Raw genomic sequence first — 22,839 nt, 5'->3', positions numbered from 1 at the left:
GCATCCTGCGAGAAGTCCGGCCTCGTTGATGGGTTATCGACTGCTTTCACCTCACGCCGCGCGATCCGTTGCGTCCGTGCCCGTCTTCTTTCCTTCCAGCTGCAGGTAGGTGTCGGACGCAACTAGCCCGAACACGACATGACTGAAGAGGCTTGCCCAGTTTCGGGCGTCGGCAAACCAGGGGAACCACCGCGTCATCCCGTAGAAGTTGATCACGTACAGCGTGGCGCCAAAGACGGCTCCCACCAGCGAAGCCATCCCGACGCTGGAATCCAGGCTGAACGGTGCGATGATCACCGCGAGGATCACGGCGAAGAGGATGGACAGCGCGAAATCAACCACCAGCGCCACTAGCATGACGTCCGGTTCGAACATGGCGGGATGCGCTAGCGTATTCCGCCCGGTGACGATTGCCGCGATCATTCTTGGCGCGTCCCACAGGCTTCGCCCCGCCACTTGCATGGCAAGCATTTCAATCGCGAGAAAAACCACGCCTGCCACGCACCCGCCGATTATGGCTGCGCGCCAGTCCGGCATGCGTCGCGCGAAATGATGCGAATGCATGTGAAGTTCCATGACGACCTCCTTGAAAACTGCACACCAGCGATCCTGCCTCTCGATCAATCCGTCCGATCAATGTCGACGCATCCGCGCTGTTTCGCGCCGAACCGTCGACCAGGCGCCGGCAGCGCGCTCGGCGAGCGTGTGACAGGCGCGCGCCATCGTCGGCCGGACCTGGCGGGAGACCTGGGTTGTCTTGCGATGGAAACGCTCGAACAGGGCGGACAGATTCGAACGCAAATGGAAGTTGCCCATCGTTTTTCCTCCGACGCAGCAAGGAAGGAAATGGGCTTGCGCGCTCCAGTTCGCTTGCCATGCCGCGAGCAAACAAATCGAAACACGAACTATGCGACCCTCAACGGAAGGCGTACTGCCTGAGCAGGTGTAATTTAGTTTCCCTGATCGAAAACTTCAAGATCGAGCGTGGCGATTCGGTACCGAATTCCACGATGCCCTCCGGCCGAGCGCCGCTTGCCCGCGATGACGGCAATTGACTGAGGATTTTCAAGGGTGGAATTCCGCTTTCACCTCCATGCGTCAGTCGACGAGGACGGCATCATGAGTGATCTCTGCTTCGGCTCCGATCGCAGCATGCCGATCCCGACAAGGTTCAGGCGCGTTACGAGAATCAGCGATTCGCCGCGCCGTACCCGTCTTCGCCTTTTTCGTCGCGTAACGGACTTGCCCCTCTAGAGTGAGCGTGCCGTATCGGTTCGATCAACTCACTTGGAGAGGAGGCATTGCCATGCCTGCATCACGCATTTCCGGTCATTCTGTCGGCGGCAATTACGACAACCACGACTCGTCTTCCGACGAGCAATCGACATCGCGGGCGGGGTCCAGCCGCAACTCGCGCCAGACGTCGACGCTCACGGAGCATCTGCAACCCGCGCGGCAACGCGTGCCCACTTCGGCGGGCGGCGTGCGGCCGCACCGTCACGACGTGGGCCGCGATTTCCACTTGAATCTGTCTCCGGGCAGCGGCCACGACGTTGGCCGGTACATCGGTCCGTCGCAGAATGACGGGCGCCACGTGTTCCAGGTCGGCGGCCGGCAGGTCGAAGTGGCGGAGTCGCATATCCACGGCTATCGGCCGACTGTCGGCTTGATGCATCCGCCGGGCCAGATGCGCAGGCCCGAGGACAACCTGCGCGGTCGCGATCAAGTGTACCTGTCCGAAGGCGACCTTTCTGCGGCGGTGGCGCGCCAGCGCCGCGATCCGTCGCTCGCGAACCGGATGGCCGTCACGACGTACGAAACCGATGAGAATCGCCCTCATTACGCGCAATACCGGCAGAATGAGCGCGACCTGGCCGCGCTCGGCGTGCCGATCCTGCACGGCGTCGACCTCAGCCAGGCCGAAGCCGCGCAGCGATTGTCGCAGGTTCCGCCGAATTCGAACCTGCACTTCCAGATGCCGCGGGTGCCGCAGGGCACGCCCGGTTATTCGACGCAGCGCCTCGTGAACGATACGTTGCGCATGCCCGAGCGGATGGGCCGCCACGACGTGAGCGTGAGCATCACAACGCCGCATCCCAATGTCTATCCGCAACCGTCGACGCACAATCGCATCTATGGACTCGAATCCGGCAACGCGGTGAGGGGAACCAACATGCAGCGCTATGCATCGGGCAGCGATTCCGAAGGGGATCTCGAGGAATACGGGTACGGCCATCGGCGCACGACCGTCGACGAATCGACGGGCGCGGCCGAACGTCGCAAGAAGTACAAGTTCGAGCGGTCCGAATGAACGCGTGTTGTTGCAACCGCTGATGCGCGACGGGTGGCACGATGGCGCTGTGGTACTCCGCAATTCCTCCGGCGAGGCGGATCGTGTCCGCCTCGAGCGTTGCGCGTCGCTCACCGTCGCTGCAGCACCGTGCGCATTGCCGTGACGTCGTCGGGCGCGCGTTCGCCCGACGCGGCCTCTTCCGCGTACTTCCGGCCCGCGTCCGTCGCGCGGGCGCGCGACGTCGCCGCATCGTTCGCGAGACCGATCTCGATCCGCCGCACGATCAGGCTTTCGATTGCAACGCGCGCCTCGCCGTCGCGCATGCCGAGATCGCGCATCAGGTTGAGCGCGTCGACGAGGTCGGCATCGTTGTCGATCGCGTCGCGCAGCGCGCGCTGCTTCTGCGACGTCGACGCGTTCTTCACATGAATGCCCGCATAAAACGCATGCAGCTTCGCAGGGCCGGCACCGGCGAAGCGATCGATGCTGCGGTCGACGATCGTCATCGCGTGCTTGGCCGTCAGGTCGGCCATCTCGTTCTTGTTCGCCGTCGATTTCTTCTCGTTGATCCAGCGTCCCGGAAAGAACGTGCGGAACCTTTTCTGATTGGCCTCGATCCGGCCGTTGTCCTTCAGCACCGCATGGATGCCCTTGATCACCTCGTCGGGCGTTTCGTCGTCGATGACGCTCACATTGAGCATCATGCGGCCTCGCAACGCGTTGCGGTCGATCTCGCGCGCCTTGTCGTTGCGCATCCGCTGCTTCAGGCCGCGCACGCCCTTGCCGATGTCGAGCGCGTTCGCCAGCGCGAGCGCGAAGCCCGTCTGTTTTGCCGCGACGGCGCCCGCGCTCGCCGGCGCGACCGCGAGCCCGTGCGTGCCGGCGACCAGCGCCGCACCCGACGCGATGCCGAGCGCGTTGCGCCCGAGCTCGTAGGCGGCGCGGCTCATCCGCTTGCCGGCGACTTCGTGGCGAATGTACAGCGTCAGCAGCACGTCCTTCGCATGCGCGCTTTCGGCCGCGAGCAGCGGATCGTCGTTTGCCGCGAGCTTCATCACCTTGTCGACGTTGTAGTCGAGCTTGCCGTTGCGATCGCGCCCGAGAATCAGCCGGTCGAGCCGGCGCGCATCGCTGTCGATAGCGGCGTTGCGGAACGCCGCAACGTCGTGCTCGCGCATCGCCGACAACTGCCGGTCGTAGCGCTGCCGCTTGCGCCACGACGCGAACAGCGCATGGCCGTTCATGCTGGCGCCGGCGGTCTCGTGCGCGAGGCCTGCCCCGAGCCCGCCGATCGCGAGGCCGGTTGCGGCCGCGCCGTGCTGGTTGGCGGCGATGGCGCTGAGCAGCGGCGCGAGCGGGCGGATGCCGTTCGCCTCGACGAGCGTGAAGCCCGGCTTGCTGCGGTCGTAGGCCTGGCCGGGCTGGTGCCCGGGGTTCGGTGCGTGGAACGCGTTCGTGGCCGGCTGCAGTGGCGGGTCGGTCTGCGGGGGCGCGGTCGGTGTCGCTGGCGGAGGAGGAGGCTCGACCGGTTCGATGATGTCCGCCGCGGCGAGCGGAGGCTGCGCACGTTCGTTCGTCGGCGACGTAGTGCCGTGCGAGCCGGGCGTTTCTCCTGGCAGTTGCGTATGCGCCGGCTCGCCGATCAGGCCGCCGAACGCCAGCGGCGGCAACTGCGGCGGTTCGTCGTTGCGGGTCTGATGGGCCGAGGCGGGCGCGTGGCGACTGCGCAACTGGCCGTGCGAAAACACGCCGAGCGGGCGCGTCGGCCGCTGAGGCGGCCGGCTCGACGAGGGGTCCGACGCGTTCCGATCCGGATCGGCGACGGTGGACGACTGCGTTGACTGCTGAACGGATCTCAACATGACGACGTGCCTCCTGAGTGGATGAGTACGGGCAAAACGACATGAACGACGATGCCCGCTAATGACCGGCAAGCTGTTTAACCTGCTGCGCGAGTCCCGCCAGCGAAATCTGCCCGCGCATCTCGCTGACGAAACTCCCCGCCAGCACCGCGACGATCAGCACCGCGATCGCGCCCTTGAGCGGCTGGCTGACCGACATCAGGTCGAGCTTCTGCGCCGATCGCGAGACGAACGCGAGGCCCAGGTCGACGAGCAGCAGCATCGCCATCATCGGCGTCGCGATCCGCGCGACCATGTTCATCAGCATGTCGATCCGCGCTTGCGCGAACAGTTCGAGCAGCGGCGCGGGAACCGGGTCGAACGACCCGAGCGGCCACCACGCATACGATTCGTACAGCGCACCGAGCAGGAACGTCATGCCGCCGAGCATCCAGAACGACGCGATCGTCAGTTGCCCGAACAGCGTCGCCATCAGCGACGTCTGCGTGCCCGAACTCGGGTTTTGCATCTGCACGTTGTTGAAGCCGGCGAGGTCGTCGACGTAGGTGCCGATCGCCTCGGCGGCCCAGAACACGGTCGACGCCGCGATGCCGAGCACGAGCCCGATCACGGCCTCCTTCGCGCACGTGATCATGAGAAACGCGCCGTGAAGCTGCGGCATCAGCGCCTGTTGCCCGCCCGCGACGAACAGGCACCAGACCGCGGCCGCGCCGCTGCGCATCGGGCCTTTCATCACGTTGTCGGCGGTCGCGGGCAGGATCGTCATGATCACGAGCAGCCGCTCGCTCGACAGCGCGAGCAGCACGATGAAGCTGATGAATTCGTCGCCCAGGTGCTGCAGCGGAAAGATGTCGTAGGTGCTCATGCGTCCGTCTCGTTGGATGCCCGCCCGGCCGCGAGCCGGCGTGCGAGCACGCCTTCCTCGATTTCCTCGTCCTGCGCGTCTTCGGCGGCCGCCTCGGCCGCGCGCGCGAGCCGGCCGATCCGCTCGCGCACGACGACGATCTGCGCGTCGTTGCGCGCGATCCGGCGCGCGCTCGCCGCGAGCTGGTCGAGCTTCGCCTGCAATGCCGCGCGCAGCCGCGCGCATTGCGCGCTCGCGAGCGCGTGCTCGTCGAGCAGCGCGTCGCGATAGCGGCGGCACGCCGTGTAGTCGCCGATCAGGAACGGCGCCTGGCCGGCCGCCATCGCGTCGACGCGCGCCGCATGGCGATTCGCCGCATCGAGCTTCGCGTGCGCATGCGCTTCGCCCTGCGCGAGCTCGGCCGCCGCCGCGTCGCGTTCGGCGCGCAGCACACCCTGCTCCGCGCGCAGCTTCGCGCCGCGCTGCTCGCGCCGCGCGAGCAGCGTCTCGAAGGCGCGCTGTTTGCGGCTCTTCACTGGACGAGCGCGTGCAGCGCGGCGAGCGTCGCGTCGGGCGGCGAGTACTCGTCGGTGCGCTGGTTGAGGAACGCGCGAATCCGGTCGATCTTCGCGACCGCCTCGTCGGCCGCCGGGTCGCTGCCCGCCTGGTATTCGCCGAGCTGCAGCAGCGTCTCGATCTCGCGATGCTTCGCGAGCAGCTGGCGCAGCCGGCCGGCCGCGCCGACGTGCTCGCGCGTCGCGACCTGCGGCATGATCCGCGACAGGCTGCCGAGCACGTCGATCGCCGGATACTGGTTGCGCGCGGCGATCTCGCGCGACAGGATGATGTGGCCGTCGAGAATGCCGCGCACTTCCTCGGCGATCGGGTCGCTGCCGGAGTCGTCCTCGGCGAGCACCGTGTAGAGCGCGGTGATCGAACCCTGCTCGCCCATCCCGGTGCGCTCGAGCAGGCGCGGCAGCTCGGCGAACACGGAAGGCGGGAAGCCGCGCCGCGCGGGCGGCTCGCCGGCCGCGAGGCCGATCTCGCGGCCGGCGCGCGCGAAGCGCGTCAGCGAATCCATCATCAGCAGCACGCGCTTGCCTTGGTCGCGGAAATACTCGGCGATCGCGGTGGCGGCGTACGCGGCCTTCGCGCGCTCGATCGACGAGCGGTCGGAGGTCGCGCACACGACGACCGAGCGCGCCATGCCGTCCTCGCCCATGATCAGCTCGACGAACTCGCGCACTTCGCGGCCGCGCTCGCCGATCAGCGCGATCACGTTGACGTCGCACGACGCGCCGCGCGCGAACATGCCGAGCAGCGTGCTCTTGCCGACGCCGGCGGGCGCGAAGATCCCCATCCGCTGGCCTTCGCCGAGCGTGATCAGGCCGTCGACGATCCGCACGCCGGTCGCGAGCGGCGCGTCGACCATCCGTCGCGACATCGGGTTCGGCGGCGGCGCGAGCACGGGGCGCAGCGCATCGTAGTCGAGCGGGCCGCGCCCGTCGATCGGCTCGCCGAAGCTGTCGATCACGCGCCCGAGGATGCCGTTGCCGACCTTCACCGACAGCGGCCGCCGCAAGCCGATCACGCGCGTGCCGCGATTGATCTCGCCGAGCGTGCCGAACGGCGACAGCAGCGCGACGTTGCGCGTGAAGCCGACCACTTCCGCATGCTGGAGCAGCGCGCCCGATGCGCTGCGCAGCTCGCACAGCTCGCCGAGCGTCGCTTCGAGGCCGACGACGCGCACGAGCGTGCCGATCACTTCGAGCACCTTGCCGGTCATGCCGACGGCGGGCTCGATCGCGAGCCGCGCGGCCATCGCGTCGGCGACGCGGGACAGGTCGGTCAGCGCGTTCATGGGCGGCTCGCGTCGTCGAGCGCGCGGGTGAGCGCCGCGCGGATCGCGTTCAGTTGCGTGTCGAGGCTCGCGTCGACGGTGCCGAAATCGGATTCGCACACGCAGGTGCCGCGCGCGACGCGCGGCTCGACCACGACGTCGACGGGCACGTTGCGTCCCTGCCGGCGCCATGCGTCGGCGAGCAGCCCGAACTGCTCGCGCGCGGCGTCGTAATCGGCGTCGCACACGCGCACCGTCAGATAGCTCGCGCCGGCGACGACGCGCTCGACCGTCTCCGCCGCGCGCGCGAACAGCCCGCGCGCGTCCTCCGCGCGCACCATCTGCTGGACGGCCGCGGCGACGAGCTCCGCGAGCCGCTCGCGCATCCGGTCGCGCACGCGCCGCTCCTGCTCGAACGAATCGGCCGCCTGCGCGTGCCAGTCGGCGATCGCCTGCGCGCGGCCCGCGTCGTAGCCGCGCGCGTACGCGCTGTCGTGCTCGCGCTGCGCGGCCGCGACGAGCGCGTCGGCCCGCGCGCGCGCGTCGGCGGCGATCCGTTCGGCGTCGTCGCGGGCCGCGCGCAGCACGGCGTCGCGTTCCGCCGCGAGCGCGTCGAGCGCGGCGTCGAGCGCTTCGACCGTCTCGAACGCGTCGCGGCGCAGCACGCCGTGCGGCGCGTCGATGCAGAGATCGTCGGCGAGCGGAATCCGCCGGTTCTTCAGCCAAAAAGCCATGACCACTCCGGAAACAGCGACGGCAGGCGCGCGAGCAGCGTCGCGCCGTCCGCGTCCGCCGCCGCGCGTTCGATCCACGGCGCGCGCGCGGCGTCGCGCGGCAGCGCGAGGCGCACGATGCGCATCGGCCCCGCCGGCGACCAGGCCCGCTCGAGCTCGAACAGGCACCAGCCTTCCCATGCGAGGTCGTCGCCGCAGCGTTGCGCGAGCGGCACGGGCGGCTCGCGGCGCTCGAGGTCGCGCGCGCGCGGCGCGTCAGGCAGCGCCGAGAGTGCGGCGAGCGCGCGGCAGCCGTCGGCGCCGACCCAGCCGGCGAGCCGCATCCGGCTCGCGCGGTCGATCCAGTGGCGCAGCTCGGTGCGCCGGAACAGCAGCGCCCGCACGCGCAACAGCCGCAGCGTGTCGGCGACGGGCAGCGCGGCAAGCCGGTCGGCGGGCGCATCGAAGCCGTCGAGCGACGGCGACGGCGCTCCGAGCGTGCGCAACAGCAGCAGCGAGCATGCGGCGCGCAGCGCGGGCGCATGGTCCTGCATCGTCGCGACGAGCGGCGCGAGCGCGCCGTGCCAGCTCGCGTGAACCCAGTCGGCCGCGCGTCGCGCGTTCGCGTCGTAGCCGGCGAGCCATGCGGCCCGCGTCGAGACGCTGGCGACGCTCGCGGCCGGCGCGCCGCCGCTCATCGCGCGCCAGCCTGCTGAGGCGCAGCCGCGGCGTTCGCGCTGCCGCCGCCATTGCCGCCGCGCAGCCGCGCGGCGAGGCCGCCCGCGCCGCCGTGCCTGCGCGCGCGCCACCACAGCGCGCCGCCCGCCGCCGCGAGCGCGACGCACGCGAAGATCGCGACCAGCACGCCGACGAGCGTCGCGCCGCCGGACTTCTGCGCGGGAGGCTGCGCGGCCGACACGAGATCGACCGGATCGGCGGCGACCGACGTGACGCTCACTTCGTCGTAGGTCAGCCCTTCGACGCTGTGGACGACGAGGTTCTTGATCTGCGGCGTGAGCGTCGCGAGGTTCGCGTTCGGCCGGTACTTGATGAACACCGACGCCGACGACGGCTTCGCGACCTGCGCGAGCGGATCGTTGTTCGGCAGCACGATGTGCACGCGCGCGACGACGACGCCGTCGATCTTCGACAGCGTGTCCGACAGCTCCTGCGACACGCCGTAGATGAACCGCACGCGCTCCTCGGTCGGCGTCGACACGAGGCCGTCCTTCTTGAAGAGCGCGCCGAGATCGTCGTAGCGCGTCGCGGGCAGCCCGCGCGCGCGCAGCACTTCCATCGCCTTGACGATCTGCTTGTCGTCGACGGCGAGCGTCCACGTCTTGCCGCCGTCGGGCGTCTTCTTCTGCGCGTCGACGCCGTTCTGCAGCAGCGCGGCCATCATCTCGTTGCAGTCGCGCTCGGCGAGGCCGCCGTACAGCTCCTGCTGGCAGCCGGCGACGAGCACGGCGCTCGCGAGCAGCGCGGCGAGCCGGGCCGTGCGGCGGCGGCCGGCGGCGCAGGTCGGGGGACGAAGTCGGTCCATGATCATTGGTTCTTCATCAGCGAGCCGATCGCGTCCTTCGTCGACGTGACGACGCCCATCTTCGCCTGCAGGTCGATCTGCATCGCGGTGGCCTCGGCCGACGCCTGGATCGACGCCGCGAACATCTCGTTCATCGACAGGTCGTCCGCGTGCTGGCTCAGGTACGCGGCGTTGTCGAGCGTTTGCCTGATCGCGGCGTCCGACGTCTCGACGAGCTTCGAGATCGCGCTGCCTTCCTGCGCGTGCGAGACGGGCGGCGTCGGTGTCGCGTTGGCCATCAGCGCCTGGAAACGGCCGGCGACGTCGGGCGAAACGTCGGGCGGGACATGGCTCGTGGCGCCGGCGGGCGCCGCCGCCGTGTCGGAGAACGCGACGTCGAGCGCGCGGGTCAGGTCGATCGGGGAAAGCGGGGCGTTCATGCGTGCCTCCTCGTCAAAGACGCAGATACTGCTGATGCGCGAACGCGGCCTGCGCATCGAAGCCGACCGCCGGGTTCGCGGGCGCTGCGTTCGCTCCCTCGGCCCCATCGGTCGCATCGCCGTTCGCCGCCGCGGCCGATTCGGGCAGTTCCCACACACCGGTGCGGTCCGCATGCTCCTTCGCGAGCAGCACGTCGTGCTGCCGCTCGAGCGCGCGCACGAGCGCGACCGCCTGCGCGGGACTGCCCGCCGCGAGCACCTCGTCGGCGGCGATCCGCCATTCCGGATCGCGCTTGAGCTGCAGCGCGAACGCGAGCAGCGCCTTGCCGTAGATCGCGTTCGTCCTGCCGTTCGCGATCTCCGCGAACACGCGCACCGCGTCGTCGAAGTTGCCGAGCGCGACGTGCAGCATGCCGTCGAACATGTCGGCGGCCGGCAGTTGCGGCGCGAGCACGCGCAGCGCGTCGATCAGCAGGCCGATGTCGTAGGGATCGGCGGCCGGGCCGTCGAGCGCGCCGCCGAGCGCGAGGCTCGCCGCGTCGATCAGTTCGTTCAGCGCCGCTTGGCTGCATCGCAGATAGGTCGGCCGTGATTCGTCCATGGTGTGCGCTCCGTGTCGCCGCGCGAGCGGCGCATGTCGTTGAGGGAAAGGCGTATGGAGCGCAAGGTAGCAGCGCGCGCTGCCCGCCCGGCCATCGATGCGAAGCGCGCGCGCGCGGTGCGAAGCGTCCTGCGCGCTTCGCGCCCGACGGCGCGGCTTCGGGTCGGCGCGCGCCTGAAGCGCCGCGCGCCGCTAACGTACGCGCCATGTCCTACTCTCGACAGGAACGGCGGCGATGGCCGAAGAGAAAACCGAAGAGCCCACCGAGAAAAAGCTGAAGAAGGTGCGCGAGAAGGGCCAGGTCGCAAAGAGCAAGGACGTCGCGGACGCGGTGACGCTGGCGGCCGTGATCGGCGTGATGACGGCCGGCGAATCGATGCTGACGGGCGGGCTGACGCGCGCGATCCGCACCGCGCTCGACTTCGTGCAGGGCGAGCGCACGCCGCAGGCGACGCTCGCCGCGCTGCACGACCTCGCCGCGAGCGCCGCGCTGACGATGCTGCCGTTCGTCGTCGCCGCGATCGTCGCGGGCATCGTGTCGCAGGCGCCGCAGGCGGGTTTCATGATCACGCTCGAGCCCGTGATGCCGAAGTTCGACGCGCTCAATCCGATGAACGGCATCAAGCGGATCTTCTCGCTGAAGTCGCTGCTCGAGCTCGTGAAGATGATCGTCAAGGCGGTCGTGCTCGCATGCGTGATCTGGAAGATGATGACGTCGCTGTTCCCGCTCGTCGTCGCGAGCGTGTACGAGCCGACGCCGCAGCTGTCGCGCGTGCTGTGGACCGTGCTGATGAAGCTGCTCGGCGTCGTCGTGCTGGTCGTGGTGGTGTTCGCGGCGGCCGACTACAAGATCGCGCGCGTGATGTTCATTCGCGACAACCGGATGACGAAGGAAGAGACGAAGCGCGAGCACAAGGAGAGCGAAGGCGATCCGCACACGAAGGGCGAGCGCCGCCGGCTCGCGCGCGAGATCGCGACGAGCGCGCCGCCGCGCCAGAAGGTCGGGCAGGCGAACGTGCTCGTCGTCAACCCGACGCACTACGCGGTCGCGATCCGCTACGCGCCCGACGAGCATCCGCTGCCGCGGGTGATCGAGAAGGCCGTCGACGACGGCGCGCTCGCGCTGCGCCGCCACGCGCACGCGCTCGGCGTGCCGATCGTCGGCAACCCGCCCGTCGCGCGCGCGCTGTACCGCGTCGAGCGCGACGCGGCGATTCCCGAAGAACTGTTCGAAACGGTGGCCGCGATCCTGCGCTGGGTCGAATCGGTCGCGGGCGCCCGCGCCGAGGCCGCCGCCGTTCCCTCCGCGAGGTCGTCATGACGCTGAAAACCCTCAAGTTACCCGCCGGCGGCGAGGTCGGCATCACGGTGCTGGTCGTCGCGATCGTGTCGCTGATGATCCTGCCGCTGCCGCCGGAAGTGATCGACGTGCTGCTCGGCTTCAACATCGCGATCAGCGTCACGCTGCTGATGGTGACGATGTACGTCGGCAGCATCGTGTCGCTGTCGGTGTTTCCGTCGATCCTGCTGTTCACGACGCTGTACCGGCTGTCGCTGAACATCGCGTCGACGAAGTCGATCCTGCTGCACGCGAACGCGGGCGACATCATCGAGAGCTTCGGCGAGCTGGTCGTCGGCGGCAATCTCGTCGTCGGCCTCGTCGTGTTCCTGATCATCACGATCGTGCAGTTCATCGTGATCGCGAAGGGCTCGGAGCGCGTCGCCGAGGTCGGCGCGCGCTTCACGCTCGACGCGATGCCCGGCAAGCAGATGAGCATCGACGCGGACCTGCGCGCAAACATCCTGACGCCCGACGAGGCGCGCCGCAAGCGCGCGACGCTCGCGAAGGAGAGCCAGCTGCACGGCGGGATGGACGGCGCGATGAAGTTCGTGAAGGGCGACGCGATCGCGGGGCTCATCATCACGCTCGTCAACATCGTCGCGGGCATCGCGATCGGCGTGATGTACCACGGGATGACGGCGGGGGAAGCCGCGAACCGCTTCTCGATCCTGTCGGTCGGCGACGCGATGGTGTCGCAGATCCCGTCGCTGCTGATCTCGGTCGCGGCGGGCGTGATGATCACGCGCGTCGCCGACGATCACGACGAAGGCGAAGGCACGTCGCTCGGCGCCGAGATCGCGAAGCAGCTGGGCGGCAGCCATCGCGCGCTGTATTTCGCGGCGGTGCTGCTGGTCGGCTTCGCCGCGGTGCCGGGCTTTCCGGCAGCGTTGTTCGTGCTGCTGTCGGCGACGCTCGCGTTCGCCGGCTACCGGCTGCAGAAGGGCGCGCGCCGCACGGCCGCGCGCGGCGAGCCGGTGATCGCGCTGCAACGCGCCGGCGCGAAGAGCAGCACGCCGTCGATCCTGCCGCGCGCGCCGCTGTTCACGTGCGCGATCGGCGTGCGGGTGTCGCCCGATCTCGTCGCGCGGCTCGCGCCCGCCGCGCTCGATCGCGCGTTCGACGAGGAGCGCGCGAAGCTGCAGGAGGAGCAGGGGCTGCCGTTTCCCGGCATCACGCTGTGGACGAGCGACGCGCTGCCCGAAGCGACGTGCGAGATCCTGATGCGCGACGTGCCGCAGGCGCGGCTCGAATTGCCCGCCGGCCAGACGATGCTGCCCGACGCGGCGTCGGACCCGGCGCTCGCCGGCCGCTGCACGAAGCGCGGGCCCGCGGGCGGCCTCGCCGAGAGCTACTGGATCGACGACAAGGCGGTGCCGGCCGGCGCGCGCGCGTGGCAGGCCGGGCAGGTGATCGCGCACGAAACGATTGCGCTGCTCAGGCGCAACGCGCACCTGTTCCTCGGCATCCAGGAGACGCAGTGGATTCTCGACCAGCTCGGCCTCGACTATCCGGGGCTCGTCGCCGAGGTGCAGAAGGCGCTGCCGACGCAGCGCATCGCCGACGTGCTGCGCCGCCTGCTGGAGGAGCACATCCCGATCCGCAATGCGCGCGACATCATGGAGAGCCTCGTCGCGTGGGGGCCGAAGGAGAAGGACATGCTGATGCTCGCCGAATACGTGCGCGGCGACCTGTCGCGCTATCTCGCGTATCGCGCGTCGCGCGGCGCACGGCAGCTGCCGGCCGTGCTGCTCGACCTGCCCGTGGAGCAGCACATCCGGCAGTCGATCAAGCAGACGCCCGCCGGCAACTTCCTCGCGCTGCCGCCCGAGCAGGTCCGCTATCTGGTCGACAGCGTCGCGTCGTTCGTCGGCGAGACGCCGCGCGACGGCGTCGTGCTCGTCACGTCGATGGACGTGCGCCGCTACACGCGGCGGATGATCGAGGCGCGGCTCGGCTGGCTGCCCGTCTATTCGTACCAGGAGCTCGGCGACCAGGTCGAATTGCAGCCGGTCGGCCGCGTGACGATGCCGACGGCGGCCCACGCATGAGCGCCGCCGACCTGAGGCCCGTGCGGATCATCGCGGGCGAGCCGGTGGCCGAAACGGGCGGCGCGTCGGCGGCGCGCGCGGCCCGGCGCGGCTTCGACTATGCGCAATTGATGCGGCGCTCGCGCGTCGCGCCCGCCGGCGAGCGCGCATCGGCGGACGACGAGCGGCGGCGCGACGCGTCGCTGCCGTGGCGCGACGGCGCGCTGCCGTCGTTCGAGCGCGATCCGGCCGCGCTGCCGGACGCGGTCGGGCGCGAGGCGATGGCGCGCGCGTGCGCGGGCTCCGATGCGTTCGTCAACCAGGTGTTCGCGCAGCGCGAGCGGATGGTGCGCGTCGCCGAGGCGCTCGCGACCGAGATCGCCGCGCTGTGCGGTGGCGACGCGGCGGGCCAGTGGGAAATCAGCCTGCCGCTCGACGCCGCGCTGCTGCCGGACACGGTGCTGCACCTCGTTCTTTCGCGTTTCGACTTGCGGCTTCGGTTCGAAACGCCGGACGCGGCGACGCGGCACTTACTCTGCACCCATGGCGCGACGCTGCACGCGCGACTCGACACGCTGCTCGCGCATCACGGCGCGCCGCGCACGATCGAGATCGACGTCGACTGAGCGAGCGCGCGCAATCGAACCCGCAACCGATCCCGACCAGCCGCGACGATGGATACCGAGCCGATCGAACTGGAACCCGACACCGCCGCGCCGCGCGGCATCGATGCCGCCCTGCCGCTGCCCGCGTGCAGCGCGTTCGACGCGGCGCTTGCGCGCATCGTCGCCGACGCGCGGCTCGCCGCGTGGCTCGCGCGCTTCCCGGCGCTGTCCGGCTGGCGCGCGGCGACGGACGAGCGGCCGCGCTTCGAGCGCCCCGGCGTGCTCGACCTGCGATGGAACGGCGCGACCGCGCGCATCGCGATCGACCTCGCGGCGTTTCCGGCGCTCGACGTCGTCGCAGCGCCCGCGCTCGACGCGCGGGGCGACGCCAGCGTGTCGCTGCGCACGGCGCTCGCGTCGGCGCTGCTCGCGCCGCTCGTCGCCGCGTTCGCGGCGGCGGGGCTCGACGGCGTGACGATCGGCGGGCTGCGTGCCGCGCCTCCTGCGGCGCTCGACGCGACGCGCTGCGTGCTGTCGTTCGCGCTCGACGGCGCGCCGCTGCGCTGCGCGCTGCTCGACGCGTCGATGCCGTGGCTCGACGCGCTCGCGGCGCGATTGCGCGGCGAGCGGCTGCCCGACGCGGCAGGCCAGCTCGCGCGCGTGCGCCTGCCCGGCCGCGTGCGGCTCGGCTCGCGCAGGCTGCCGCTCGCGGTGCTGCGCAGCCTGCGGCCGGGCGACGTGCTGCTGGACCTCGCGCCGGCCGCGCTCGGCGCCGCGCGGGCGGGGCCGCTGCACGCATGGTGGGGCGCGCGTCGCGCGACGCAATGGCATGCAACCGTTCTGATCGAGGGAACCACGATGACGATGATCGAAACACCCGACACCGCCGACGATCTCGACGAGCCGATCGTCGCGGGAGACCTGCCGGCCGGCTCACCGGCCGATTCACCCGCCGATGCGCCGGACGACGACGCGCCGGGCGCTGCGCCCGAGCCGGCCGACCTCGGCGACGTCGACCTGCCCGTGCACGTCGAGATCGACACGCTGTCGCTGTCGATCGCCGAGCTGGCCGCGCTGCGGCCGGGCTACGTGCTCGAGCTGCCGCTCGCCGCGCGCGACGTGCCGGTGCGGCTCGTCGCGTACGGCCAGGCGATCGGCGGCGGCCGGCTGGTCGCGGTGGGCGCGCATCTCGGCGTGAGGATCGACCGGATGGCGGGCGACGATGGTTCAGTTTAACGACATCACCGGCCTGCTGATCGCCGTGCTCGTGATGAGCATGGTGCCGTTCATCGCGATGGTGGTCACGTCGTACGCGAAGATCGTCGTCGTGCTCGGCCTGCTGCGCAACGCGCTCGGCGTGCAGCAGGTGCCGCCGAACATGGTGCTGAACGGCATCGCGATCCTCGTGTCGCTGTACATCATGGCGCCGATCGGCTTCGCCGCGCAGCAGCAGCTGCAGGGGCAGGCGCTGTCGCCGCAGCCGACGCAGGCGATGCTGCAGGCGTTCGGCGCGGCGAAGGAGCCGTTCCGCCAGTTCCTCGCCGCGCACTCGCGCGAGCGCGAGAAACGCTTCTTCCTGCGCTCGGCGTCGGTGATCTGGCCGAAGGCCGCGGCCGCGCAGCTGCGCGACGACGACCTGATCGTGCTCGCGCCCGCGTTCACGCTCGCGCAGATGACCGACGCGTTCCGCATCGGCTTCATCCTCTACATCGCGTTCATCATCGTCGATCTCGTGATCGCGAACGTGCTGATGTCGATGGGGATGAACCAGGTGCAGCCGACCAACGTCGCGATCCCGTTCAAGCTGATGCTGTTCGTCGTGATGGACGGCTGGTCGACGCTCGTGCACGGGCTCGTGCTGACCTATTCCTGATTCCCGATTTCCCGTTTCGAGGAGGCTCGCCCGATGGAAACCGACGACCTGATCCGGCTCACGTCGCAAGGCATGATGCTGTGTCTCTACATTTCGCTGCCCGTCGTGCTCGTCGCGGCCGCGTCCGGGCTCGCGATCTCGTTCCTGCAGGCGATCACGTCGCTGCAGGAGCAGAGCATCTCGTACGGCGTGAAGCTCGTCGCGGTGACGGTGACCGTCGCGATCGCCGGGCCGTGGGCCGCCGCCGAGATCCTGCATTTCGCGCAGCAGCTGCTGTCGGCGGCGGTGCCGTCGTGAGCCGCATCACGCGCGCGATCGCGCAGACCCTCCACGCGGCGAAGCCCGATCCGCGGCGGCGCCGGCCGCTGCGCGCGCGCACCGCGACGACCTACGGCAAGTACGGCACGCGCTTCACGTATTCGAACGGCTTTCAGGCGAACGCGGCCGCCGCGCGCAACCAGATGCTCGCGAAGCTGAAGCCGCGCCCGAAGACGGCCGCGGCGGGCTCGCGCCGGCGGCGGCGCGCCGAGAGCCAGGAGGAATCGTTCGACGGCGGAGATGAAGCGGCGGTGTCGCACGCGCACGTCGCGCCGCACGACGAGCACGACCGGCATTCGGGCGGGCAGGGCGGCGGCAGGCAGCAGCGCGACCAGGACGAACGCGACGACGAAGCTACCGGCGTATCCGCTCTGCCGCGCGTGCGCGCGTCGCGCGCGCGGCCGGCGAACGCCCCCGAGCCCGCGCAGCGCGCGCTGCGCGACATCGCGCAGACCCTCGCGGACGCGGCGCAGCGCGAGCAGGCGCTGCGCCACCTGTGGGCCGACACGCTGCTCCAGCTCGGCCGGCGCATCGACGCGGAGCCCGCCGCGCGCATCACGCCCGCGCTGCTGAATCACAACGCGGACCTGCTCGCCGCGCGCTTGCATTCCGGCCCGTGGACGCCGATCGGCTGGAGCGGCGTGAAGCAGGTGCTGCTCGACGCGATGCAAGGCGCGGGCGCCGCGCCGCGCGACGCGTCGGCTGCGCGCAGCGAGCGCGCGAGCACGCACTATCTGCTGCTGCCGCTCCTCGTGTTCAACGCGGAACGTCCGTCGACGAACGCGCAGCTCGCACGCGCGATCGCAAGCGTCGGGACGCTGCGCGGCGGCGTGTCGGCCGCATCGCGGCCGCGATCGTGAGCGTCGCGGTGCTTCGCAAACACGGCGATGAATTCGCATGACGAACCAACTGCGAGGCCGCGACGAACTATTCTAGCTGCATGGAAGAACGAAGCGGCCAGCCGATCGCGATCGATTCGATCGATGCCGATGAAACCCGTGACACACGATAGGGAGCAACCGATGAAGCTGCTGCGAATCCTGACCGGCCTGCACGCCGGCGCGGAAATCGCGCTCGGCGCCGGCGAGCACCGGATCGGCGCGGGCGACGATGCGGCGATTCGCATCACCGACTGGCGCGACGGCGACCTGCTGCTGTCGATCGACGCCCAGGGCGCGACGCGCGCCCAGCGCGCGGCGCCGGTGCCGCCCGAGACGGCCGCCGATCCGTTCGACGCGGACGGCTCGCCGCTGCTGATGCAGGACTTCGTGCCGGTGCCGTTCGGCGAGACCGCGTTGTGCGTCGGGCCCGCGGACGGCGCATGGCCGAGCGATCTCGAACTGCTCGCGACGTTGTGGGCGCCGCCGCCCGGCGCCGATGCGGCGCGGCGCGGCGCGCAGCGCAAGCTCGCCGCGTGCGCGGCGGCGGGCGGCGCGCTGGTCGCCGGCCTGCTCGCGATGGGCGCGATGCTCGCGAGCGCGCATCCGAATGCGCCGCCCCCGGTCGAGCACGCCGACGCGCTCGCGACGCGCATCGGCGCGGAGCTGATGCGCGCGGGCTACGCGGAGTTGCATGCGGCGCCGCGCGGCGCGATGGTTGCCGTCACCGGCATGGTGGCGACGCCCGCCGACGACCTCGCCGCGCGCAAGCTGCTCGACCGGCTCGCCGCGCACCGCGTCGAGCGGCAGTACGACGTCGCGCAGGACGACGCGCAGAGCATCGGCGAATCGCTCGGCGCATCGGGCACATCGGGCGCGACGGTCGCCTATGCGGGGCAGGGGCGCTTTCGGGTGTCGGGCGTCGTGCCGGACCTCGTGCGGCTGCGCAAGGCGGTCGAGCGCGTGCGCGCCGACGTCGGTCCGAACGTGCGCGCGATCGAAGTCGATGCGCGCCAGTCCGGCGACGCGCCGGTGCCTGTCGCGTACTCGGGGATGCTCGAGATCGGCGACGTGCGCTACATCGAGACGCCGGACGGCGTGAAGCACGTGTTTGCCGGCGCGCCGGCCGACGGCGCGCCGGACCTCAACTGACTGGACTCAACTGACAGGAGAAGCAGCATGTACGAAGCATTGGAACAGGCAGCAGATGCATGCGGGCCGCTCGAGCAGGCGCTTGGCGCGCCCGACGCGGCGATGCGGATCGGCGCGCTGCGCCAGGCGCTCGGCGACACGGCCGAGCGGGTGAGCGTGGCCACCGCGCAGGCGGCGAGCGACTTCGATCGCGATGCGATGCAGAAGATCTATCGCGGGCTGCTCGCGGCGCAGCGGATCGTCGCGACGCTGCACGACGCGAACATCACGGCCGCATAGCGGCCACGGTTTCGCCGCGCAGCGTGCGGCGGCGGGCGGGGCGGCGCGAGCCGTGCCCGACGAGGCCGCACGCTGCGCGGCAAAAAAGCGGCGAGTCGCCCTGTCGGGCGGCGGGCCGGATCTTTGTCAACGCGTGAACGAATCACGCACTTTCTGGAGAGTAATCATGTCGGCATTGGTAGGCGGTGCACTGGGCGAAATGACCAAGGACACGATGGAAGGCATCGCGTTTTCGAAAGCGGCAACGAAGCTGCAGCAGATGCAGGAAATGACGAAGGCGGAGAACGACGTGAAGAAGCAGGCCACGAAGATGGTCTCCGACGCGTCGAAGCCGGCGCAGTAAGCCGGTTGCCGTTCGGCATCGTGTTGTCCGGCCGGCGCGCGAGCGCCGGCTGGTTTCTTTTCGGCAGCCGGATACCGGGGTGGAACGGTCATGAGTTGGGAACGTTATGAACAGGTCATCGCGGAGGTGTGCGCGATCGTCGATCTGCCGGACGTCGACTACGTGCTCGAGACGCGCACGATCGACGTCGAGGGCTTCGACGTGCGCATCGAGTACTTCGACGAGGATCCGGAGTCGATGTACGTGAACTTCCATTACGGGATCGTCAGCGCGGGCCGCACGCTCGCGGTGTACCGGCTGCTGCTGGAGGCGAACCTGCTGATCTACGCGCAGGACCAGGCGCAGCTCGGGATCGACGCGGACACGGGCAGCATCGTGCTGCTGATGCGGCTGCCGCTCACGCCGGACGTGACGGGCGAGACGCTCGCCGACCTGTTCGCGCACTACGCGGAGCACGGCCGCTACTGGCGGCAGAACATCATCGAATCGGGCGACGAGATGTTCAGCGGGATCGCGTCCGGCGAATATTTCTGGCTGAGGGTGTAGCGGCGCGCAACGGGCGAGCCCGACGTGAGACCCTGACGGGCGAGCCAATCGTAACGGAACGTCACAAACTGCTGCGCGGATCCGGCGCGAACGAGACGATAGCGGCACGCATCCACGCGCTGCGCCCCGCGACGAGCGGCGGCGCAGCGCGCGGATCGAGCCCGAACCCTTCGTATTCGAACCCGCTTGCCGAGAGGATCCGCGATGTTTTCGACACTCTATTTTGCCGCCGCCGCCACGCTCGCCAACCCGTCGTCGACCGGCGCCTACGCTGCGCGCGTGCTCGACGGCCGCTTCGCCGAAGCGGCCGCGTGCATCGCCGCGCGCTGCGACGCCGAGCCGGGCGACCCGGCCGCCGACGTGCGCGACGTCCACGCGTACGCCGACATTCAGCTCGTGCTCGGCCGCTTCGAGGAAGCCGAGGAGACGTTCCGCCGCGCGCAGAAGCTGCTGCGCGAATCGCGCGACCAGACGCGCGTGATGACCTGCCGCAACGCAAGCTGGCAGGCGTTCTTCCAGAACCGTTTCGGCGTCGCGCAGGCCGGCTTCCGGCGGATTGCCGACGACCGCGCGGCGAGCGCCGCGCAGAAGCTCGAGAGCCTCGTCGGCGAATGCGTGGTCATGCATCATCTGGGCCGCGCCGAGGACGCGATGACGGCGCTCGACATGCTCGACGCGGCCGCCCGCGACGCCGATCCGCGCTGGCTGCAGCTCACGGGCGCGCTGCGTGCGGACTTGCTGCTGCAATACGGTGTCGGCCGCGCCGACGCGCTCGGCGACCACGTCTACTGGCGCTCCGCGCTGGCCGACCTGCCGTTGTCCGCGTTCGCGGAAGCGGCCACGGCCACGCCCGCGGCCGGCGCCGACGCGCTGCCGCTGCTGCGGATGCGCGTCGACTACATGCGGCAGGTGCATGCGCTCGCGTCCGGCGACCACGCGGCGCTCGCGCGGATCGATGCGCACGTGAGCTGGTGCGCGAAGGCGGGCCTCGCCGACTACCAGCGCAGCGTGCGCCTCGAAGTCGCGCTCGCGGCGCTGGCCGGCCAGGCGCCGAACGTCGCCGACACGATGATCGCGCCGTATCGCGACGCGGCCGGGCGCTGCGGCTCGCACGTGCGCTGGACGCTCGACTATCTGTATTGCGCGGCGAAGGTGCGCGAGCAGCAGGGGCGGATTCGCGAATCGTCGTCGCTGTATGCGCGCTATGCGCTCGCGTCGGTGCGGCACGTGCGCTCGGACGGCGCGGCGCTCGCGCCCGCGCTCGCAATCGCGCGCTGCGGCACGCACGCGGCCGCGCCGAGCGACGACGTCAGCGCGCGGCTGCCCGGCAAGTACCGGCGCGCGTATCGCTACCTGATGGAGCGGCTCGACCAGCGCGACCTGTCGGTGCGCGAGATCGCGGCGCACATCGACGTGACCGAGCGCGCATTGCAGGCGGCGTTCAAGACCTATCTCGGGCTGTCGCCGAGCGAGCTGATCCGGCGGCAACGGATGGAGCGGATTCGCGGCGAGCTCCTGTCCGACGCGCCGCGCGCGGCGAGCGTGCTCGAAATCGCGAGCCGCTGGGGAATCCAGCATCGATCGACGCTCGTCAACGGCTATCGGCGGATGTTCGACGAAGCGCCTTCGCAGACGTTCGAGCGTTGAGGGCGCGGGCGGCGACGCATCATGCGTCGCCGCATCGCTTCGATGGCTACGACGACACCTCCTTCTTGATCATGTCGAGCAGCTTCATCCTGAAGCTGTTGAGCATCTCGGCCACCGCGAGCAACTGGTTCTGGAAACCGATGGCGCGCTGCATCCCGATCATCTGCCTCGTCTCGTGCTCGATCTGCTGGATGCCCGGCATGCCGGCCGCTGCGAACGCCTGCGAGCCATGCTGCGCGCCATGGGTTCCGTGCGCGGCGCCGAGCGGCGCAGCTTGCACATGGGCGGATGGCGTTGCCGGCGGCGCGTCGCTCAGGTCGATGAGATGGCCTTCCTGCGCATGGGCGGAATGCGGCACGGTCGGTTGCAGAACCGGATGATGCGCGACCGCCTGCAATTCGTCGGGCGTCGCTTCGAGCAGCGACGGTGGCGTACCGGCCGGCCTGGTCGTCGTCGGCGGATCGCTCAGGTCGATGAGATGGCCTTCGTGCGAACGCGCCGAATGAAGCACGGTCGGCTTCAGAACCGGGAGATGCGCGACCGCCTGCAATTCGGCAGGCGTCGCTTCGAGCAGGGACGGCTGGCCGGACGATGCGACGCCGTGCCTGCTCGACAAGCGCGCCCGTTGCAGCGGATTACCCGAAGACGTCAGCCCCGGCGGCTTGGCGCGGATAGCGTTGCGCCGCTTGAGCGTGACCGTGGCGTTCGCGCCGCCCGCCAGGCCGGCGCGGTCGTCTTGCCCCGCGTTCGTGGTGGTCGGCACGGACCGAGAGTCGATTCGAGTCACGATACGGCTCCTGAAGAAATGCGTGTGCCGGCGTGTCCCGTCGAGCGACGGGCAGGGGCGGCGCACGGCGGCACTGTACGCGGACCGGTGCGCCGCGGCCGGCTACCGCGCGAAGCGATGCACCCGCGCGCGAACGTCGTCGCGTCGGTGCGGCGCGCACGATCGCCGCACGATCGCCATTCGCGCACGCTGCCGCGTCTTCGTGCGCGTGCGGCGCGCTCGCGCGGCGGCACCCGACAATCGGCGCATCCCTTCCCTGACCCGGAGCCACCGATGAACGCCATCCGTCCGCCCGAGCGGATCGAAACCGACCGCCTCCACCTGCGCCCGCTCGCCGCCGACGACGCTCCCGAAGCCTTCGACGCGCTGTTCGGCGATCCGGCGACGACGCTCGACCTGCCGTGGCCGACGCATCGCAGCGTCGACGAAACCCGCGCGTGCATCGGCCGTCTCGCCGACGGCTGGCGCAGCGGCGCGTTCTTTAGCTGGGGGCTATTCGAGAAGCGCGACGGCCGCTTGATCGGCACGCTCGAGCTGCACGGCCGTTTGCCGCGCATGGAGATCGGGCTCGTGACGAGCTTCGCGCCGGGGCGCGTGCGCACACGTGCGTGGTCGGAGATGCTGCGCAGGTTCCTCGACTGGCTGATCGCGCAGCCGGGCGTGTACCGGATCGAGGCGTTCTGCTCGGTGACGGGCCGCGCCGCGCCGTTCATGCCGAAGCTCGGTTTCGTTCGCGAGGGCGTCGTGCGCAACTACGAGGCGCGGCCGAATCGCGGGATGAGCGCGGGCGACAGCTACCTGTTCGCGATCACGAAGGCGCCGCAGCCGCTGGGTGAGGTCGTGGCGGAGGATGACGTGCAGGCGTCGGAGAAGCAGGCGGCGTGATCGAGCGGATGGTTTGAACGGGCAGGCTTGAACGGGGCGTGA

The 22,839-nt window shown here is 70.3% G+C and carries 25 protein-coding genes and 1 pseudogene; 14 read left to right on the top strand and 12 right to left on the bottom strand.

Annotated elements, in window-relative coordinates:
• Nucleotides 1-51 precede the first annotated feature (51 nt).
• Together WT26_RS32535 and WT26_RS37840 are read right to left on the bottom strand one after the other, a co-directional pair.
• Nucleotides 52-576, bottom strand: coding sequence for a hypothetical protein (locus tag WT26_RS32535; protein WP_069271918.1), 525 nt, complete (start codon nucleotides 574-576; stop codon nucleotides 52-54).
• A 57-nt stretch (nucleotides 577-633) separates the two neighbouring features.
• Nucleotides 634-816 carry a hypothetical protein gene (locus WT26_RS37840; RefSeq protein WP_060169476.1) on the bottom strand — a complete coding sequence of 61 codons (183 nt, stop codon included), beginning with the start codon at nucleotides 814-816 and terminating at the stop codon, nucleotides 634-636.
• Nucleotides 817-1,306: 490 nt separating this feature from the next.
• Here WT26_RS37840 and WT26_RS32530 point away from each other — a divergent pair, with 490 nt between their 5' ends.
• Entirely contained in the window at nucleotides 1,307-2,311 is a 1,005-nt protein-coding gene (locus tag WT26_RS32530) for a hypothetical protein (RefSeq protein ID WP_059803568.1), read from the top strand.
• A 110-nt stretch (nucleotides 2,312-2,421) separates the two neighbouring features.
• Here the strand turns inward: WT26_RS32530 and WT26_RS32525 are convergent, their stop codons facing one another.
• The 9 genes and pseudogenes from WT26_RS32525 to WT26_RS32485 all read right to left on the bottom strand — a co-directional run bounded on the left by WT26_RS32525 (nucleotide 2,422) and on the right by WT26_RS32485 (nucleotide 10,115).
• On the bottom strand, nucleotides 2,422-4,155 hold the full coding sequence (locus tag WT26_RS32525; protein WP_069271641.1) for a hypothetical protein: 1,734 nt from the start codon (nucleotides 4,153-4,155) through the stop codon (nucleotides 2,422-2,424).
• Between the two features lie 67 nt (nucleotides 4,156-4,222).
• Nucleotides 4,223-5,020: pseudogene (sctT, locus tag WT26_RS32520) on the bottom strand (type III secretion system export apparatus subunit SctT); the annotation flags it as partial.
• Nucleotides 5,017-5,535: a type III secretion protein HrpB7 gene (locus tag WT26_RS32515; protein ID WP_069271640.1), complete on the bottom strand. Its 519-nt coding sequence runs from the start codon at nucleotides 5,533-5,535 to the stop codon at nucleotides 5,017-5,019. The pseudogene sctT and the gene WT26_RS32515, both read right to left, overlap by 4 nt.
• Nucleotides 5,532-6,860, bottom strand: a complete 1,329-nt coding sequence (sctN, locus tag WT26_RS32510) for a type III secretion system ATPase SctN (protein WP_059479802.1) — start codon at nucleotides 6,858-6,860, stop codon at nucleotides 5,532-5,534. The genes WT26_RS32515 and sctN overlap by 4 nt, the downstream gene beginning before the upstream one ends.
• A complete protein-coding gene (sctL, locus tag WT26_RS32505; RefSeq protein WP_069271639.1) occupies nucleotides 6,857-7,573 on the bottom strand; it encodes a type III secretion system stator protein SctL in 717 nt (238 codons plus the stop codon). The genes sctN and sctL overlap by 4 nt, the downstream gene beginning before the upstream one ends.
• Complete coding sequence (locus WT26_RS32500; RefSeq protein WP_069271638.1) at nucleotides 7,558-8,250, bottom strand: type III secretion protein HrpB4; 693 nt, start codon at nucleotides 8,248-8,250, stop codon at nucleotides 7,558-7,560. Before WT26_RS32500 ends, sctL begins: the two co-directional genes overlap by 16 nt.
• Complete coding sequence (gene sctJ / locus WT26_RS32495) at nucleotides 8,247-9,101, bottom strand: type III secretion system inner membrane ring lipoprotein SctJ (RefSeq protein ID WP_060025463.1); 855 nt, start codon at nucleotides 9,099-9,101, stop codon at nucleotides 8,247-8,249. The genes WT26_RS32500 and sctJ overlap by 4 nt, the downstream gene beginning before the upstream one ends.
• Nucleotides 9,098-9,514: a type III secretion protein HrpB2 gene (locus WT26_RS32490; protein ID WP_059917481.1), complete on the bottom strand. Its 417-nt coding sequence runs from the start codon at nucleotides 9,512-9,514 to the stop codon at nucleotides 9,098-9,100. Before WT26_RS32490 ends, sctJ begins: the two co-directional genes overlap by 4 nt.
• 13 nt (nucleotides 9,515-9,527) lie before the next feature.
• Nucleotides 9,528-10,115, bottom strand: coding sequence for an HrpB1 family type III secretion system apparatus protein (locus WT26_RS32485; RefSeq protein ID WP_060138729.1), 588 nt, complete (start codon nucleotides 10,113-10,115; stop codon nucleotides 9,528-9,530).
• Between the two features lie 235 nt (nucleotides 10,116-10,350).
• Between WT26_RS32485 and sctU the strand changes: the two genes are divergently transcribed.
• The 12 genes from sctU to WT26_RS32430 all read left to right on the top strand — a co-directional run bounded on the left by sctU (nucleotide 10,351) and on the right by WT26_RS32430 (nucleotide 21,125).
• A complete protein-coding gene (sctU, locus tag WT26_RS32480) occupies nucleotides 10,351-11,436 on the top strand; it encodes a type III secretion system export apparatus subunit SctU (RefSeq protein WP_010089244.1) in 1,086 nt (361 codons plus the stop codon).
• Nucleotides 11,433-13,505 carry a type III secretion system export apparatus subunit SctV gene (gene sctV, locus WT26_RS32475; protein WP_010089245.1) on the top strand — a complete coding sequence of 691 codons (2,073 nt, stop codon included), beginning with the start codon at nucleotides 11,433-11,435 and terminating at the stop codon, nucleotides 13,503-13,505. The genes sctU and sctV overlap by 4 nt, the downstream gene beginning before the upstream one ends.
• A complete protein-coding gene (sctP, locus tag WT26_RS32470) occupies nucleotides 13,502-14,110 on the top strand; it encodes a type III secretion system protein SctP (RefSeq protein WP_059589159.1) in 609 nt (202 codons plus the stop codon). The genes sctV and sctP overlap by 4 nt, the downstream gene beginning before the upstream one ends.
• 48 nt (nucleotides 14,111-14,158) lie before the next feature.
• Nucleotides 14,159-15,325, top strand: a complete 1,167-nt coding sequence (gene sctQ, locus WT26_RS32465; RefSeq protein WP_069271637.1) for a type III secretion system cytoplasmic ring protein SctQ — start codon at nucleotides 14,159-14,161, stop codon at nucleotides 15,323-15,325.
• Entirely contained in the window at nucleotides 15,312-15,962 is a 651-nt protein-coding gene (gene sctR / locus WT26_RS32460; RefSeq protein ID WP_010089250.1) for a type III secretion system export apparatus subunit SctR, read from the top strand. Before sctQ ends, sctR begins: the two co-directional genes overlap by 14 nt.
• Before the next feature lie 33 nt (nucleotides 15,963-15,995).
• A complete protein-coding gene (gene sctS / locus WT26_RS32455; RefSeq protein WP_010089251.1) occupies nucleotides 15,996-16,259 on the top strand; it encodes a type III secretion system export apparatus subunit SctS in 264 nt (87 codons plus the stop codon).
• Nucleotides 16,256-17,140, top strand: coding sequence for a type III secretion system protein (locus WT26_RS32450; protein ID WP_069271636.1), 885 nt, complete (start codon nucleotides 16,256-16,258; stop codon nucleotides 17,138-17,140). Before sctS ends, WT26_RS32450 begins: the two co-directional genes overlap by 4 nt.
• 162 nt (nucleotides 17,141-17,302) lie before the next feature.
• Nucleotides 17,303-18,310, top strand: a complete 1,008-nt coding sequence (gene hrpD5 / locus WT26_RS32445) for an HrpD5 family protein (RefSeq protein ID WP_069271917.1) — start codon at nucleotides 17,303-17,305, stop codon at nucleotides 18,308-18,310.
• Between the two features lie 27 nt (nucleotides 18,311-18,337).
• Nucleotides 18,338-18,589, top strand: a complete 252-nt coding sequence (locus WT26_RS32440) for a hypothetical protein (RefSeq protein WP_060415212.1) — start codon at nucleotides 18,338-18,340, stop codon at nucleotides 18,587-18,589.
• Between the two features lie 166 nt (nucleotides 18,590-18,755).
• Nucleotides 18,756-18,932, top strand: coding sequence for a hypothetical protein (locus WT26_RS38205; RefSeq protein WP_010089258.1), 177 nt, complete (start codon nucleotides 18,756-18,758; stop codon nucleotides 18,930-18,932).
• A gap of 90 nt (nucleotides 18,933-19,022) precedes the next feature.
• On the top strand, nucleotides 19,023-19,478 hold the full coding sequence (locus tag WT26_RS32435) for a CesT family type III secretion system chaperone (RefSeq protein ID WP_042588545.1): 456 nt from the start codon (nucleotides 19,023-19,025) through the stop codon (nucleotides 19,476-19,478).
• A gap of 204 nt (nucleotides 19,479-19,682) precedes the next feature.
• Nucleotides 19,683-21,125, top strand: a complete 1,443-nt coding sequence (locus WT26_RS32430) for a helix-turn-helix transcriptional regulator (RefSeq protein WP_069271635.1) — start codon at nucleotides 19,683-19,685, stop codon at nucleotides 21,123-21,125.
• Between the two features lie 46 nt (nucleotides 21,126-21,171).
• Here the strand turns inward: WT26_RS32430 and WT26_RS36835 are convergent, their stop codons facing one another.
• Nucleotides 21,172-21,912 carry a hypothetical protein gene (locus WT26_RS36835; RefSeq protein WP_080485798.1) on the bottom strand — a complete coding sequence of 247 codons (741 nt, stop codon included), beginning with the start codon at nucleotides 21,910-21,912 and terminating at the stop codon, nucleotides 21,172-21,174.
• Between the two features lie 273 nt (nucleotides 21,913-22,185).
• Between WT26_RS36835 and WT26_RS32420 the strand changes: the two genes are divergently transcribed.
• Entirely contained in the window at nucleotides 22,186-22,797 is a 612-nt protein-coding gene (locus WT26_RS32420; protein ID WP_069271634.1) for a GNAT family N-acetyltransferase, read from the top strand.
• Nucleotides 22,798-22,839: the final 42 nt, after the last annotated feature.

The sequence above is a fragment of the Burkholderia cepacia genome, assembly GCF_001718835.1.
GTDB classification, from domain to species: Bacteria; Pseudomonadota; Gammaproteobacteria; order Burkholderiales; family Burkholderiaceae; genus Burkholderia; species Burkholderia cepacia_F.
This window is presented reverse-complemented; position numbering and strand designations above follow the sequence as displayed.

Coding starts and splice junctions, on each gene's coding strand:
- sctU (WP_010089244.1), top strand. CDS start 10,351: ATGGCCGAAGAGAAAACCGAAGAGCCCACCGAGAAAAAGCTGAAGAAG.
- WT26_RS32440 (WP_060415212.1), top strand. CDS start 18,338: ATGTACGAAGCATTGGAACAGGCAGCAGATGCATGCGGGCCGCTCGAG.
- WT26_RS32485 (WP_060138729.1), bottom strand. CDS start 10,115: ATGGACGAATCACGGCCGACCTATCTGCGATGCAGCCAAGCGGCGCTG.
- WT26_RS32420 (WP_069271634.1), top strand. CDS start 22,186: ATGAACGCCATCCGTCCGCCCGAGCGGATCGAAACCGACCGCCTCCAC.
- sctN (WP_059479802.1), bottom strand. CDS start 6,860: ATGAACGCGCTGACCGACCTGTCCCGCGTCGCCGACGCGATGGCCGCG.
- WT26_RS32535 (WP_069271918.1), bottom strand. CDS start 576: ATGGAACTTCACATGCATTCGCATCATTTCGCGCGACGCATGCCGGAC.
- WT26_RS32430 (WP_069271635.1), top strand. CDS start 19,683: ATGTTTTCGACACTCTATTTTGCCGCCGCCGCCACGCTCGCCAACCCG.
- hrpD5 (WP_069271917.1), top strand. CDS start 17,303: ATGAAGCTGCTGCGAATCCTGACCGGCCTGCACGCCGGCGCGGAAATC.
- sctR (WP_010089250.1), top strand. CDS start 15,312: ATGGTTCAGTTTAACGACATCACCGGCCTGCTGATCGCCGTGCTCGTG.
- sctL (WP_069271639.1), bottom strand. CDS start 7,573: ATGGCTTTTTGGCTGAAGAACCGGCGGATTCCGCTCGCCGACGATCTC.
- WT26_RS38205 (WP_010089258.1), top strand. CDS start 18,756: ATGTCGGCATTGGTAGGCGGTGCACTGGGCGAAATGACCAAGGACACG.
- sctP (WP_059589159.1), top strand. CDS start 13,502: ATGAGCGCCGCCGACCTGAGGCCCGTGCGGATCATCGCGGGCGAGCCG.
- WT26_RS32525 (WP_069271641.1), bottom strand. CDS start 4,155: ATGTTGAGATCCGTTCAGCAGTCAACGCAGTCGTCCACCGTCGCCGAT.
- WT26_RS32500 (WP_069271638.1), bottom strand. CDS start 8,250: ATGAGCGGCGGCGCGCCGGCCGCGAGCGTCGCCAGCGTCTCGACGCGG.
- WT26_RS37840 (WP_060169476.1), bottom strand. CDS start 816: ATGGGCAACTTCCATTTGCGTTCGAATCTGTCCGCCCTGTTCGAGCGT.
- sctV (WP_010089245.1), top strand. CDS start 11,433: ATGACGCTGAAAACCCTCAAGTTACCCGCCGGCGGCGAGGTCGGCATC.
- WT26_RS32490 (WP_059917481.1), bottom strand. CDS start 9,514: ATGAACGCCCCGCTTTCCCCGATCGACCTGACCCGCGCGCTCGACGTC.
- sctS (WP_010089251.1), top strand. CDS start 15,996: ATGGAAACCGACGACCTGATCCGGCTCACGTCGCAAGGCATGATGCTG.
- WT26_RS32530 (WP_059803568.1), top strand. CDS start 1,307: ATGCCTGCATCACGCATTTCCGGTCATTCTGTCGGCGGCAATTACGAC.
- sctQ (WP_069271637.1), top strand. CDS start 14,159: ATGGATACCGAGCCGATCGAACTGGAACCCGACACCGCCGCGCCGCGC.
- WT26_RS32435 (WP_042588545.1), top strand. CDS start 19,023: ATGAGTTGGGAACGTTATGAACAGGTCATCGCGGAGGTGTGCGCGATC.
- sctJ (WP_060025463.1), bottom strand. CDS start 9,101: ATGATCATGGACCGACTTCGTCCCCCGACCTGCGCCGCCGGCCGCCGC.